Raw genomic sequence first — 13,265 nt, 5'->3', positions numbered from 1 at the left:
CCGTTATTCTCCCGGCTGCTCAGAGGCGACAACCGCATCAACGGCGACACCCGGACGCACCCGTTGCAAGCCCTCGACAATCACGCTTTCCCCTGCGCGCAGCCCATCCTTGACGATGATAGCGGTCTCAACCGTGTTGCCGGTGGTTATATAGCGCTGTTCGACCATTTGCTGATCATTCACGACCAGCACAAACTCGCCCCTCTGATCGCGCTGCAAAGCGGCTTGCGGGATCAACACCTCAGTCGTTGGTTTCAATGCCTCGATCTGCACGCTTAAGAATGCACCATCGACGATCAGACGCTTGGCGTTGTCGAATTGAGCCCGCATCCTGATCGCCCCGGTCAGCGGGTCTATTCGGTTGTCGACAAAGACGATTGTACCTTCCTCATCCAGTTCGGTCCCGTTGGGCAGGACAACTTTCACCACTGGGCTTTTATTGCTTTCCGCAAGCGAGGCGGCGTTTTCACCCACCGCTTGCAGAACCGACGTGAACTCCTTTTCGTTCAGCGAAAAATTCACATAGATCGGGGCTTCGCTGACTATATTCACCAGTGGTGGATTATTCGGCCCAACCACATCCCCGACACTTGTAGTAGCGCGACCGATACGTCCGTCGAAGGGAGCGTGGATTTCCGTATAGCTGAGATCAAGTTTGGCTTGTTTAATCGCGGCCTGCGCGGACTTGACCTCGGCTTCGGCCACCAGTTCATTGGCGCGGGCAATGTCGCGTTCGGATTCTGGGGTCGCGTCACGCTCGTACAATTCCTGTTTACGTGCGAGCTCCACCTTGGCCAGTTCCAGATTGGCCTGCGCCCGGTCCAGATCGGCATTTCTGGCATCCAGCGTGGCCTGATAGAGGTCAGGCTCGATGGTAAACAGCAGATCGCCTTCCTTAACCAACGCACCATCTTCCACGTTCTGACTGTCCAGAAACCCGCTGACCCGAGCGATGATATCCGCCTTATTCAGCGCCTCGGCCCGACCGATAAAGGTTGCTTCCTCGGTAATGTCCTGAGTGTACGCGGCCGCGATTGAAACCTTGGGCGGTTGCGCATCGCCAGTGTCTTGCGCTGTGCTGGGATCGGCAAGTGTAATCAAGCCCAACGCGGCAGCGCAACTGAGCGCTTTGAACGACCGGCCATTCTGCAAAGGTTTCAAAAAGTTTGGATCAAAGAACATGGCGAATGCCTCGTGATGGTCTAACAAAAATCGACCCGACCACCCACTTACAGGCCGAGTCGATTGCACTTTGAGACGAGGATGACGGGTTTGCGATTTTTTCTCAAGCGTATTGAGGTTTTTCGCTGGGGATAAGATCTAGAAAAAATGCTGGAAGTGCGGTTGTTTACGTGGTGTTTTTCGCTTTTTCTCTTTTGGGTTTGGGGTCGTGTGCGAACAGGCGGGCAAGAAAAAAGGGGCCGAAAGGCCCCTTTGTCTTGATCCTTGTTGGCGCCTAGATGCGTGTGCCCGCGAAGCGGGTCTCCCAATCTTCGCGCTGCTCGTCGGTGATCTTGGCGAACAGCACATCCGGCACCGTGAACGCGTGACCCGCAGGTAGCGCGTCCAAAGCCTCGGCCACTTGATCGGGCCAGCTTGTGTCCAGCGTATTCATCGCGCTGAGCATCCGGGCCGAGGTTTCGGGGATGAACGGCGCGCTGAGCACCGCGTAAAGGCGAATCAGGTTCAGGCCCAGGCGGACCTGCGCGGCGGCTTGTTCGGGGTCTTCCTTGAAGGTCGACCACGGCGCCGCAGATTGCAGATATTCATTGCCTGCCACCCAAATCGCGCGCAATTCTTGCGCTGATTTGCGAACCTCCATCGCCTCCATGAACCCTTCATAGGCACGGACGCGGCGGGTGAGTTCCGCGATAAGCTCTTGTTCACGATCACCAAATGTGCCGCCCTCTGGCACCGCCTCACTGAATTTTGAACGGCAGAACTTGGTGATCCGGCTGACGAAATTGCCCAGCACGTCAGCGAGGTCCTTGTTCACCGATTGCTGGAAATTCTCCCACGTGAACTCGCTATCGCTGCTTTCCGGCGCATGGCTCAGCAGCCACCAGCGCCAGTAATCGGCGGGCAGGATCTCAAGCGCCTGATCCATGAAAACGCCGCGGCCTTGGCTGGTCGAGAACTGGCCGCCATCATAGTTCAGATAGTTGAAGGATTTCAGGTGATCGACCATCTTCCACGGCTCGCCCGAACCCAGAATTGTGGCGGGGAAGCTGAGCGTATGGAAGGGCACGTTGTCCTTGCCCATGAATTGTACGTAACGGACGTCATCCGCACCTTTGTCGGTGCGCCACCAGCGTTCCCACTCTGCATCCGGTTTGCCGCTGGCATCGGCCCATTCCTTGGCGCAGGCGATATATTCGATCGGCGCGTCGAACCAGACATAGAAGACCTTGCCTTCCATCCCCGGCCAGTCCTGATCGCCTTTCTTCACCGGCACACCCCAGTCCAGATCACGGGTGATGCCGCGATCCTGCAGGCCGTCGCCGTCATGCAGCCACTTCTTGGCAATCGAAGTCGTCAAGATCGGCCAGTCGGCTTTGCTGTCGATCCATGCATCCAGCTGATCTTTCATCGCGGATTGGCGCAGATACAGGTGCTTGGTCTCGCGGATCTCTAGATCAGTCGAGCCGCTGATGGCGCTGCGCGGCTCGATCAGGTCGGTTGGGTCTAACTGCTTGGTGCAGTTTTCGCACTGATCGCCGCGCGCGCGGTCATAGCCGCAGTTGGGGCAGGTGCCCTCGATATAGCGGTCAGGCAGGAACCGGCCATCGGCGTTGGAATAGACCTGTTTCTCGCTGACCTCACGGATCAGCCCGGCCTCGTCCAGCTTGCCCGCGAAATGCTGGGTCAGTCGTTTGTTCTGATCGCTGGAAGACCGCCCGAAGTGATCGAAGCTCAACCCAAAGCGGTTCGCGATATCGGCCTGAACGGCGTACATATCGGCGCAATAGTCTGCCACCGGTTTGCCCGCCTTTGCTGCGGCCAACTCGGCTGGCGTGCCGTGCTCGTCGGTGGCACACAGGAACATGACCTCATTTCCTCGGCCGCGCTGGTAGCGTGCATACAGATCAGCTGGCAATTGCGAGCCGATCAGGTTGCCGAGGTGCTTGATCCCGTTGATGTAAGGGATCGCCGAGGTGATGAGAATCCGAGCCATTTTGCGTTTCCACGTATCTAACTGCGCGACCGTCTACCTTATGTGACCGCCCAGCAAAACCCCGGCTTTTACCCACATGTCATTTTAGACACGCATCTATCAGAAAACGCGCCACTGATGCGGCCGCCGATTGTACCCGGATGACAGCGCGCAATACCCATAGGTTGTAAATTGAAATCACAACCTCTTGAATTTCGAGAAATGACTTCCCATATGAAATGTATACCAAAGTATACAATAACGAGGGCGATCCGCTGATGTTCGACTTTTTGCTCGAGGGTGCTTTTGTGCCCTTTACCCTTTCGCTTGCGCTGCTGTTCGGTCTGCTGGCGCTAGAGCTTGTGGCTCTGGCGATCGGCGGCAGCTTACTGGCGGGTGAGGGCGAGGTTGACCTGGATGCGGTTGATGCGCCTGATCTGGATGTGGCCGACCTTGATCTGGACATCGACGCGGATGTTGATCTGGGTGACTTTGAGCTGGCCGAGATCGAGGCTGATGCGCCGGGGGCCGAACCGTCCGGACCTATGGCATGGTTAGGTCTGGGCAAGGTGCCCTTCATGATCTGGCTGGCGGTGCTGCTTGCGGGCTTTGGCCTGTCGGGCATGGGCCTGCAACTGGCGCTGCGCGATCTTTTGGGCTTTGACCTGCCTGCGTGGATGGCCGCGATCCCGGCGGGTGCGTTCGGTCTGTGGTTCGCCCGTGGGTTCGGCAGCGTCTTTGCCCGCCTTCTGCCCAAGACCGAGACCGAGGCGATGTCGGAACGGATGCTTGCTCGCCGTCGCGGTGTGATTACTCAGGGCACTGCCTTGCGCGGACGTCCAGCCGAGGTGCGCGTCATGGATCGCTTTGGCAACACACATTACCTGCGCGCCGAGCCGCTGCAGGACAACGAGATGCTGGAACAAGGCACAGAGGTCCTTGTTCTGCGTGACAGACGGCGCGACCGGTTCGTTCTGGTCGGCTTGTCAGACTAACCAAATTTCAAGCCCCAACTCGGAGGATTTTGCATGGAACTTACATTCCTGATCGGTACTGTCGCGAGTGTACTCGCCGTAATTTTGATGATCGGATTGGTTCTGAAACGATTGTACCGTCGTACAACGCGTGAGGTCAGCCTCGTGAAGACCGGTCAAGGCGGCAAGAAAGTCATTATGGATGGCGGTGCTTGGGTCATTCCACTGCTGCACGAGGTCAGCCCCGTTAACATGAAGACCCTGCGCCTTGAGGTGCAGCGCAGTGGCGAGGCCGCGCTGATTACCAAAGACCGGATGCGCGTGGATGTAGGTGTCGAGTTCTACGTCTCGGTCATGGCGACCGAAGAGGGTATCGCACGTGCCGCGCAAACGCTGGGCGACCGCACTTTCGACGTTGAGCAACTGCGTGAGATGATCGAAGGCAAGCTGATTGACGGCTTGCGCGCCGTGGCGGCTCAGATGACCATGGATGGTCTGCATGAGAACCGCGCCGACTTTGTGCAAGAGGTGCAGAATGCGGTGTCCGAAGACCTGTTGAAGAATGGTCTGTCGCTGGAATCTGTCTCGCTGACTGCGTTGGATCAGACACCGTTCGAGGCGCTGGACGAAAACAACGCCTTTAACGCCGTGGGTATGCGTAGGCTGGCCGAGGTAATTGCCGTGTCCAAAAAGGAACGCGCGCAGATCGATGCTGAGGCCGAGGTTGAAGTGCGCCGCGCCGCGATGGAGGCGGAACGCCAAAAGCTGCTGATCGAACAGGATGAGGCGCAGGCACGGATTGAGCAGGCCCAAAAGGTCGAAACCATGCGCGTGGCGCAAGAGGCCGAAATCGCAGCCCGGACCGAGGACTCGGTGCGCGAGACTGAACGCGCCCGGATCGCCCGTGAAGAAGCCATCCGTTCGGCCGATATTGAGCGGGAGCGTAAAATCCGCGATGCCGAGATTGCCAAAGAGCGTGAGATTGAAGTGGCCGAACAGGAACGTCAGATCATCATCGCGCAGAAATCCGAAGAGGAAAGCCGCGCGCGTGCGTCTGCCGACTTGGCCCGTGCCGAGGCGACCAAGGCAACCGAAGCCGTCGCGACCGCCCGCGAGGTGGCCGAAGCCGAGCGGATCAAGCAGATCGCTCTGATCGAAGCCACGCGTGAGGCCGAACGTCAGGCGACCGCGATCCGGCTGGCCGCGCAGGCCGAGAAAGAGGCCGCCGCGGACCGCGCCGAAGCCCGCCGCGAAGAGGCACAAGCCGAGGCAGACGCGCTGAACATCCGGGCCGAGGCCAAGAAAAACGACATGCTGGCCGAAGCCGAAGGCAAGCGCGCCATTGTCGAGGCCGACAATGCTCTGTCCGCGGCCCAGATCCGCATGAAGGTCGATATGGCGCGGATTGAGACGATGCCATCGATCATCTCGGAGATGGTCAAGCCTGCGGAAAAAATCGACTCGATCAAGATCCATCAGGTGGGCGGCATCGGGGCCGGGGCCTCGGGCGGCACGGCCAACAGCGACAAGCCGGTGGTCAATCAGGCACTGGATTCGATCATGGGCATGGCGGTGCAGATGCCCGCGCTCAAGAAGCTGGGCGAAGAGCTTGGTCTGTCGATGGAAAACGGTGTCGGCGGCGTAGTGAACGGAGCGCTAGAGCAGACGCAGGACCCCGTCGAGGGGCTGGAGGACGAGACGCCTCCGACCCAGTAACAAAAGGAAGGGCCGGGATTTCCCGGCCCTTTATTCTTCGCGCGACCGTTTCAACAATCGCCCGATGGTGAAGGACGTGCGCGGCGCATAGACATAGTTCGTCCGCGCATCCGGTGTTGGGCGGGATCGCATCCGCGCCAGACCGAACACGATCAGCCCCATATGACCTACTGCCACAAAGGCAAACAAGGCACCCGGCCCATACTGCTGGATCAGCGTGGATGAGATGTAGGGTGAGGCAATAGCCCCCAGCGCGTACCAGAACATCAGCGCGGCAGAAAGCTCAACCCGTTGTTCGGTCGTGGCAAAGTCGTTGGCGTGGGCAGAAGATACCGAGAAGATCGGGAAGGTGGTCAAGCCAAAGAACCCAGCCGCCAGCATGACGCCGAAGGTACCGGACCCGCTGGCCGCCATTGTGATGCCGCAGCTGAGCACTGCAGCGGCAGACAGCCAGATCAACACCCATCGCCGGTCATATTTGTCGGCCAGCCATCCCAGCGGATATTGCGCTAGCGCGCCGCCAAGAACGAAGGAAGCCAAGAAGAAGGCGATCTGATCCACACCCAGCCCGACCTCTTGCCCATAAACCGGGCCGACCATGCGAAACGAGGCAGAGCTGAGAGCCGAAACAATCACTCCGGCCACCGCCAGAGGTGAGTTTGTCCAGGCCAGTCTGGGGCGCAGGCGGGGCGCGTCGGGCGTCTTAGGCTGGCTGGCCCGGGTCAGGGCCAGAGGCAACAGCGAAGCACAGCACAAGATGGCCAGCAGGTTGTAAGACGCATAAGACGCGGGTGGCAGCACGGCGATAATCAATTGCGCGCAAAGCGACGCGCCCAGATCGGCGATGCGATAGCTGCCCATCACGCGGCCACGCGACTCGTTTGTGACCTTGGCGTTCAACCAAGCCTCAATCACTGTATAGCAACCAGCAACGCAGGTGCCTGACGCGATCCGCAGTACGGCCCATATGTTCGGGTTTTCAGTCAGAGTATGGCCCAGCAAACCCATCGCACCCAAGGCCGTACACACAGCAAATGCGCGCGAATGTCCGACGCTGCCCATGAGGCGAGGTGCCCACCAGCAGCCAACAAAGAATCCTATGAAATGCGCGGACCCCAATAAGCCGATCTGCTCGGTCGAGAAATCCAGTGTCAGGCCCGAGATGGCGTCAAGCGGGCCGACGCCTCCGGTCGAGAGCTGTAGCAAAATGACCGAAAGAAACAGGGCGGCAAAGGAAATCATCGTGCGCATAACGCCCCCACCTTGCGGCATCCCGCACAGGAATCGCGCAGCTTATCGACTTTGTCGCGTCGTTTTTTTGCTATTGGGTCCGTTGAATCTCTGCCCGGATATCCAGCCCGACCGTATCCTGAACCAGATCTGCAAAACCTGAGGCGCCGAAGTCGTGCCTGTTCAGCTCGCCTGTCAGGCGGATGGACAGGTCATCCAGACTGTCCGCAGCGCTGCCGGGCGCGCGAAACAGGTCGGCCTTCAGTTCGATCGGCATGGTGACTCCGCGCACTGTAAGGTCTCCGTTGATGATGGCCCCGTTCGAGATACGACCGCCCTCACCAAGCTGAACACTGGTTGAGACGAAATGGATGGTTGGATATTCCTTTGCCGCCAGCACGCTCTCGCTGAGCATGGGTTTGCGGGCGAAGGGCAGTTTGGTGCGCGCTTTGGCGACGTTCAGGATCACGTCCACCCGACTGTTGAGAAGATCATTCAGGTCGATCTGTATGTCGGCAGACTCGATTGGCATGGTGCCGGATTGGGAAATGCCGGACAGGTCAAAGGTGAAATCGACGGATGTCTCTTCGGGGACTAGTTGATACGTGCGTGGCGCAGCCAGCGCCGAACTCGCAAGAGTCAGTGCAATCAGGCTGGCCAGGACTGTGCGTCGAGTTAGTTGGGTCATGCCATGACCTCCTGCCTGCGGGGGCGCGATCGTTTCAGCAACATCAGCAGGATTGCGATGTTCAGCCCGTTCCAGAGAATGCCGTTGATAAAGGCCAGTTGATAATTTCCGGTTACGTCGTAAATCCAACCCGACATCCAGCCGCCCAAGGCCATGCCCATGATGGTCATCATCATGACAAAACCTACACGGGCTCCGGCCTCTTGCGGGGGCATGTATTCACGCACGACCAGCGCATAGCTGGGCACGATGCCGCCCTGTGCCAGCCCGAACATGAGGCTGATGATGTAGAGCGAGACCATGCCGTCATAGGGCAGGAACAGGAACAGCGCGATACATTGCAGGATCGACCCGATCAGCAGGGTCATCAGCCCGCCCAGCTTGTCGGCCACCATCCCGGAAATCACGCGGCTGACCACGCCGCCCAGCAACATCAGCGACAGCATCTCGGCTCCGACAGCGGGGCCATAGCCCAGCCCGACGCAGTATGAGACAATATGGACCTGCGGCATCGACATCGCGACGCAGCACCCGATCCCGGCCAGACCCAGTATGTATTGCAACGCGCGTGGTGAGATCCCGACGCTGCTGGCCTTGATTCTGGCGCTGGCGGCTGCGGTCTGATGCGCTTCGGCCGGAACCTGACGGCGCAGCAACAGGGACAGTGGGATGACGATGGCAGGCGTGATCATGGCAAGCGTCAGATAGACCTGCTGCCAGCCGTCCCGCGCCAAAATGTCCGACAGAAGGGTCGGCCAGATCGCGCCTGACAGGTAATTGCCGCTGGCCACCAGTGCCACGGCAATACCGCGCCGCTTCATGAACCAGTGCGAGATATCGGCGATCAGCGGCCCAAACCCGATGGAGGTGCCCAGCCCCACCAGCAAATGTGCCAGTGACAGGGTGATCATGTTCGGCGCCAGCGTTGCCAGCACATAGCTGACGGTGCTGAGTATGGCGGCCCCGATCAACGCTTTGGTCACACCCAGACGATCGACCAGTTGCCCCAGCCACATGTTTCCCAACGCAAAGCCTACCATGGTCAGAACGTACGGCAGCGAGGCTTCGGCCCGTCCGGCGTCGAACTGTGTCTCAATCGCGGGCATCACCACGATCACCGCCCACATGCCGACATTCGCCACCGTAGCGATGGCAAGCGTGATCGTGAGGCGTAGCCATGAATAGCGGCTGTCGTGGATTGCGTGGCTCATTCCCGGAACGCTAGGGCGCAGGGTGGGGGTTGGCTAGTCACTTCTTTCGTGATCACGTGGTGGTGTCACGCCGATACCTCGTCGGTTGCCGTTCTTTGCAGGTTCAATCCGGCGCGCGGTTTGGTCTGGGTGGCCTGCCATGTGACTGGGGGCAGGGCGCGGGCACGGCGGCGGGTTAGGGTCCAGCGGCGCGCCTCTTGAGTATGGTTCGCGGCCATGTGCCAGCGCGTCTCAACCCCTTGCGCGCCGCCGTCGCCGGGTGTCAGCAACAGCCCCAGTGGGGCCCGTCCCATCGCGCCGCCCTGTTCGGCCGCCAGATGCATCCGCCGCACGGGCGTCAGCCCCGGCGCGCCGGGCAGATCACCGATCACCAGCGGAACGGCCCCGCTGCGCAGTGCCTCTTCCAGACACCACAAGATATCCTCGGCGCGGGTGGGGTGGACAAAGATGAACCGGGCGGGGTCGACAAAGGGCATCATGCCGTCGGGGTTCAGCTGGCCCGGCTCCCACGCGGGGGAAATCCACAGCACGGGGCCTTGCACCTGACTAGCCAGCCAGACGGCGAAACTGCGCCGGGCAGGGCCGCAGGCTTCGTGCACGCGGCCCAGTTGCAAGGTGATCTGAGGGTGCAGCGCCAGCCCCGGTATATCACGTGCGGGTTTGCGGCCAAGAAGCGTTGTGGACATGCCGACAATCTAACATGTTCTTATTTTGTTCTCAATCCTGAAATATCTCTAGCGAGACAGGATCATACGCCCGTCCGCGAATTGGATGTTCGAAAACAGATGCAAGTAATCCATCCCCAGCAGCGACTGGTGCAGCTCGCCCTCATTCACCCAGGCTGAGATATTCTGATCGGTGATCGGGCCCAAAGTGACCGTTTCCAGCCGTACAGGCGCGGTGCGTACCTCGCCATTCGCAGTCAGAGCGCGTCCGAAATAATTCAATTGGTTCAGGTCAACGCCGATCCGTTCAGCGTCGCGGGAGCTGAGGACTATCTGGCTGGCACCGGTATCCACTAGGAAAGTGATCGTCTGCCCATCGACCTCGACCGGCAGGTAATAATGGCCATCTGCCGAGCGGGGCACTTCGATCGTTTCGCCGGTCACGGTCAACTGCGGCACCGGGCTGACGGTCGAGCGGATATCTTCCCACAGGCCAACGACGGCGATTACGCCGATGAAGATGAATACCCAGGCCATGGCCTGTTGCAACGTCTTGTTCAGCGTCTGCCGGTTTTGCGAGATGAACCACGCGACAACCGCCACGCCCAACAGGCTAAGATACGCCAAACGTGCAATGCTATCCTCATCCATACCGATATCCTAACGGGTTGACCTGACACGTATATGGGCGGTCAGGAGGCAAATCCAAAGGCCTTGAGGCCATCCAGAATGAATTGAACCGACAGCGCCGCCAGCAGCATCCCCAACAACCGGGTCAGCACATTCAGCCCGGTCTTGCCGAGGATGCGCGCGATCACACCGCCTGACAGGAAAAAGATCAGAACTACCGCCATGACGGCCAGCATGACGACGCAAGCCTCGACGATGCCCAGCACACCAGGGTGCTGCCCCGCCAGCAGGATGATCGTGGCAATCGAGCCCGGCCCCGCGATCAGCGGAATGGCCAGAGGGAACACGGACGGGTCAGGGTGCTCTTCTTCCTCGGCTCTATCCTCGCGCCGTTTGGTGCGGCGGTCGAACAGCATGTCCAGCGCCGTCAGGAATAGAAGCGCGCCGCCTGCGACGCGGAAAGCCTCCATCGAGATTCCGACAAAGCCCAGAACCGCCTCACCAAACGCGGCAAAGGCGATCAGGATGAAAACGGCAGTCAGGCAACTGCGGATCGCCGTTTTGCGGCGTGTTGCGGCGTCCATATCCTGTGTCAGAGCCACGAAGATCGGCGTGGTGCCGAACGGGTCGATCACCACGAACAAGGTGGTGAAAGCGGTGATGAAGAAGGCCAGGTCGATCATTCTGCGGCACCGCGCTGAAGTTCTGTCAGGATTGCCACGGCCTTATCGGCCTGATCGCTGGGAACGTAAACGTGGTCATGGTGATACCCCGCGACCATGTTTGCCGGAATGCCGGCTTGTGCAAGTGCGCTTGAGACAGCAGCGGTGAGGCCCACACCTTCCAGCGAGGAATGCACCTGAAGGGTAATGCAGCGCATAGGGACTGCGCCGGTCTGTGCTGCCTCGAACGGAACGATCAGCGAAAGACCCTCGGCCTCGATACAGCTGGCCCTTGTGCCCTTTGGCCATTCTGCGTCGGACGGCCAGACAACAAAGGCATATTCACCGGGCTGAAGCGCGGGGCGCATACCGGCAATCATGGCTTTGGTTTCGATCACGGGGGATGTCATGACGCTTCGGCTTCCTCCAAACGTTCTGCGGCGGCGACCCACAGAGCTTCGGCTTTTTGCATCGCTTCAACCACCTCGGCGAATTTGCGGTTCCAGGTTTCCAGATCGTTGATCCGATCATCTTCATACAAGCCTGGATCAGCCAGTTTGGCAGACAGCTTTTCATGCATATCCGTCAACTTCTCAATCCGGTCCTCGCATTTGCGCAGATCGGCGCGTAGCGCCAGCATTGCATCGCGTGAAGGGCGTTTGGGTTTCGCAACTGCAGGTTTTTCCTTGACCGGCTTGTCGCGGGCCAGCAACAGGGCGCGATAGGCCTCCAAATCGCCCTCGAACGGTTTTACCGTTCCGTCCGAGACCAGCCACAGCCGATCCGCAACCAGCGACAGCAGGTGCATGTCGTGGCTGACCAGCACCACCGCGCCGGAATAGGCGGTCAGCGCCTCGACCAGCGCCTCGCGACTTTCGATGTCCAGATGGTTGGTCGGTTCATCCAGGATCAGCATATGCGGCGCGTCGATCGTGGCCAGCAGCAGCGACAGGCGTGCTTTCTGGCCGCCCGACAGACGCCCGACCTCTGTATCCGCCTGGTCGGCATTGAGGCCAAACCCGGCCAGACGGGATCGCCACTTGCCCGGTGCCTCATCCGGGCGCAGGTGGCGCAGGTGGTCCAGAGGAGTCTCGTCCACATACAGCTCATCCACCTGATGCTGGGCGAAATAGCCGATGCGCAGCTTAGAGCTGCGGGTCATTTTCCCCGCCATCAGGGGCAGGCGGTCGGACAGCAGTTTCGACAGAGTCGATTTGCCCTGACCGTTCTTGCCCAGCAGGGCGATGCGGTCATCCTGATCAATTCGCAGGTTCAGACGGCGCAGCACTTCGGTGCCGCCATAGCCTGTGATACCGCCCTCAAGGTGAATGATCGGGGGCGAAAGTTCCTCGGGCTCAGGGAAAGAGAACGCGCGCAGGGCGGCCTCTTGCGGGGTTGAGACAAGCTGTATGCGCTCGATCATCTTCAGACGCGACTGGGCCTGCACGGCCTTAGTGGCCTTTGCGCGGAAACGGTCCACGAAGCTTTGCAGATGGGCAATGCGGGCCTTGGCCTTGGCGTTCTCCGATTCCGCCTGAGCAATGCGTTCGGCGCGGCGTTCGGCGAATTTGTCGTAAGGCACCGCGTAGTAGGTCAGCTTGCGATCTTCCAGATGCAGGATCGACCCCACCGCGCGGTTCAACAGCCCGCGGTCGTGGCTGATGATGATGACCGTGTGCGGGTATTTGGCCAGATAGCTCTCCAGCCACAGAGCGCCTTCGAGATCCAGATAGTTGGTCGGTTCGTCCAGCAGCAGCAGGTCGGGCTGCGAAAAAAGCACCGCTGCCAGCGCAACCCGCATCCGCCAGCCGCCCGAGAAATCCGAGCAGGGTTTCAGCTGATCCTCATCATCAAACCCCAGGCCCTTCAGGATCGAGGCTGCGCGGGCTTCGGCGGACCAGGCGTCGATATCGGCGAGACGAGTCTGGATATCGGCTATGCGCGAGGGATCGGTGGCGCTGTCGGCCTCGGCCATCAGGGAACTGCGCTCGGTATCAGCCGCCAGAACGGTATCGATCAGCGAGACATCGGAGGAGGGCACCTCTTGCGCCACACCGCCGATCCGTGCGCGTTTGGGCAGCACGATATTGCCCGATTCCAACGCCAGTTCGCCCCGGATCAGGCGGAACAGAGTGGTCTTTCCGGTGCCGTTGCGGCCCACAAGACCCACCTTGTGCCCATCGGGGATGGTTGCACTGGCCCCGTCGAACAAGGGGCGGCCTTCAACGGCGTAATTGATGTCTTCGATCCGTAGCATGGGCCGCTCTTAACAGAGGTATGATGCCGCCGCCAGCGGCTTGGCATGTTCAACACGGGATCAATGTGATAGCGCTGC

The 13,265-nt window shown here is 59.9% G+C and carries 12 protein-coding genes; 2 read left to right on the top strand and 10 right to left on the bottom strand.

Features of this window, described 5'->3' with window-relative positions; translation table 11 throughout:
- Window positions 1–3 precede the first annotated feature (3 nt).
- Window positions 4–1,182: an efflux RND transporter periplasmic adaptor subunit gene (locus ACR0CA_RS05225; protein WP_480897640.1), complete on the bottom strand. Its 1,179-nt coding sequence runs from the start codon at window positions 1,180–1,182 to the stop codon at window positions 4–6.
- A gap of 274 nt (window positions 1,183–1,456) precedes the next feature.
- Window positions 1,457–3,175 carry a methionine--tRNA ligase gene (gene metG, locus ACR0CA_RS05220; RefSeq protein ID WP_480897639.1) on the bottom strand — a complete coding sequence of 573 codons (1,719 nt, stop codon included), beginning with the start codon at window positions 3,173–3,175 and terminating at the stop codon, window positions 1,457–1,459.
- Between the two features lie 218 nt (window positions 3,176–3,393).
- Between metG and ACR0CA_RS05215 the strand changes: the two genes are divergently transcribed.
- Both ACR0CA_RS05215 and ACR0CA_RS05210 read left to right on the top strand, forming a co-directional pair.
- Window positions 3,394–4,149, top strand: a complete 756-nt coding sequence (locus tag ACR0CA_RS05215; RefSeq protein WP_480897638.1) for an OB-fold-containig protein — start codon at window positions 3,394–3,396, stop codon at window positions 4,147–4,149.
- Between the two features lie 33 nt (window positions 4,150–4,182).
- Entirely contained in the window at window positions 4,183–5,844 is a 1,662-nt protein-coding gene (locus tag ACR0CA_RS05210) for a flotillin family protein (protein ID WP_480897637.1), read from the top strand.
- Between the two features lie 30 nt (window positions 5,845–5,874).
- Here ACR0CA_RS05210 and ACR0CA_RS05205 read toward each other — a convergent pair whose 3' ends face one another.
- From ACR0CA_RS05205 to ACR0CA_RS05170, 8 genes are all read right to left on the bottom strand, one after another.
- A complete protein-coding gene (locus ACR0CA_RS05205; protein ID WP_480897636.1) occupies window positions 5,875–7,095 on the bottom strand; it encodes an MFS transporter in 1,221 nt (406 codons plus the stop codon).
- A 70-nt stretch (window positions 7,096–7,165) separates the two neighbouring features.
- Window positions 7,166–7,762: a YceI family protein gene (locus ACR0CA_RS05200; RefSeq protein ID WP_170769513.1), complete on the bottom strand. Its 597-nt coding sequence runs from the start codon at window positions 7,760–7,762 to the stop codon at window positions 7,166–7,168.
- Window positions 7,759–8,973, bottom strand: coding sequence for an MFS transporter (locus ACR0CA_RS05195; protein WP_170769514.1), 1,215 nt, complete (start codon window positions 8,971–8,973; stop codon window positions 7,759–7,761). The genes ACR0CA_RS05200 and ACR0CA_RS05195 overlap by 4 nt, the downstream gene beginning before the upstream one ends.
- Before the next feature lie 65 nt (window positions 8,974–9,038).
- Window positions 9,039–9,659 carry an ImuA family protein gene (locus ACR0CA_RS05190; RefSeq protein ID WP_480897635.1) on the bottom strand — a complete coding sequence of 207 codons (621 nt, stop codon included), beginning with the start codon at window positions 9,657–9,659 and terminating at the stop codon, window positions 9,039–9,041.
- Between the two features lie 48 nt (window positions 9,660–9,707).
- The gene (locus tag ACR0CA_RS05185; protein WP_480897634.1) at window positions 9,708–10,289 is read right to left on the bottom strand and encodes a retropepsin-like aspartic protease family protein; all 582 of its coding nucleotides are present in this window, start codon (window positions 10,287–10,289) and stop codon (window positions 9,708–9,710) included.
- 41 nt (window positions 10,290–10,330) lie between these two features.
- The gene (locus tag ACR0CA_RS05180) at window positions 10,331–10,951 is read right to left on the bottom strand and encodes a MarC family protein (RefSeq protein WP_480897633.1); all 621 of its coding nucleotides are present in this window, start codon (window positions 10,949–10,951) and stop codon (window positions 10,331–10,333) included.
- The gene (locus tag ACR0CA_RS05175; protein WP_480897632.1) at window positions 10,948–11,340 is read right to left on the bottom strand and encodes an ACT domain-containing protein; all 393 of its coding nucleotides are present in this window, start codon (window positions 11,338–11,340) and stop codon (window positions 10,948–10,950) included. Before ACR0CA_RS05175 ends, ACR0CA_RS05180 begins: the two co-directional genes overlap by 4 nt.
- On the bottom strand, window positions 11,337–13,187 hold the full coding sequence (locus ACR0CA_RS05170; protein ID WP_480897631.1) for an ABC-F family ATP-binding cassette domain-containing protein: 1,851 nt from the start codon (window positions 13,185–13,187) through the stop codon (window positions 11,337–11,339). The genes ACR0CA_RS05175 and ACR0CA_RS05170 overlap by 4 nt, the downstream gene beginning before the upstream one ends.
- Window positions 13,188–13,265: the final 78 nt, after the last annotated feature.

It is taken from the genome of Ruegeria sp. F12 (assembly GCF_056533885.1).
The sequence above is the reverse complement of the archived record's forward strand: the minus strand, read 5'-3'. Positions and strand labels throughout refer to the sequence as shown.

Excerpts from the sequence above, each read along its gene's own strand:
- ACR0CA_RS05225 (WP_480897640.1), bottom strand. The coding sequence starts at position 1,182 with ATGTTCTTTGATCCAAACTTTTTGAAACCTTTGCAGAATGGCCGGTCG.
- metG (WP_480897639.1), bottom strand. The coding sequence starts at position 3,175 with ATGGCTCGGATTCTCATCACCTCGGCGATCCCTTACATCAACGGGATC.
- ACR0CA_RS05215 (WP_480897638.1), top strand. The coding sequence starts at position 3,394 with ATGTATACCAAAGTATACAATAACGAGGGCGATCCGCTGATGTTCGAC.
- ACR0CA_RS05210 (WP_480897637.1), top strand. The coding sequence starts at position 4,183 with ATGGAACTTACATTCCTGATCGGTACTGTCGCGAGTGTACTCGCCGTA.
- ACR0CA_RS05205 (WP_480897636.1), bottom strand. The coding sequence starts at position 7,095 with ATGCGCACGATGATTTCCTTTGCCGCCCTGTTTCTTTCGGTCATTTTG.
- ACR0CA_RS05200 (WP_170769513.1), bottom strand. The coding sequence starts at position 7,762 with ATGACCCAACTAACTCGACGCACAGTCCTGGCCAGCCTGATTGCACTG.
- ACR0CA_RS05195 (WP_170769514.1), bottom strand. The coding sequence starts at position 8,973 with ATGAGCCACGCAATCCACGACAGCCGCTATTCATGGCTACGCCTCACG.
- ACR0CA_RS05190 (WP_480897635.1), bottom strand. The coding sequence starts at position 9,659 with ATGTCCACAACGCTTCTTGGCCGCAAACCCGCACGTGATATACCGGGG.
- ACR0CA_RS05185 (WP_480897634.1), bottom strand. The coding sequence starts at position 10,289 with ATGGATGAGGATAGCATTGCACGTTTGGCGTATCTTAGCCTGTTGGGC.
- ACR0CA_RS05180 (WP_480897633.1), bottom strand. The coding sequence starts at position 10,951 with ATGATCGACCTGGCCTTCTTCATCACCGCTTTCACCACCTTGTTCGTG.
- ACR0CA_RS05175 (WP_480897632.1), bottom strand. The coding sequence starts at position 11,340 with ATGACATCCCCCGTGATCGAAACCAAAGCCATGATTGCCGGTATGCGC.
- ACR0CA_RS05170 (WP_480897631.1), bottom strand. The coding sequence starts at position 13,187 with ATGCTACGGATCGAAGACATCAATTACGCCGTTGAAGGCCGCCCCTTG.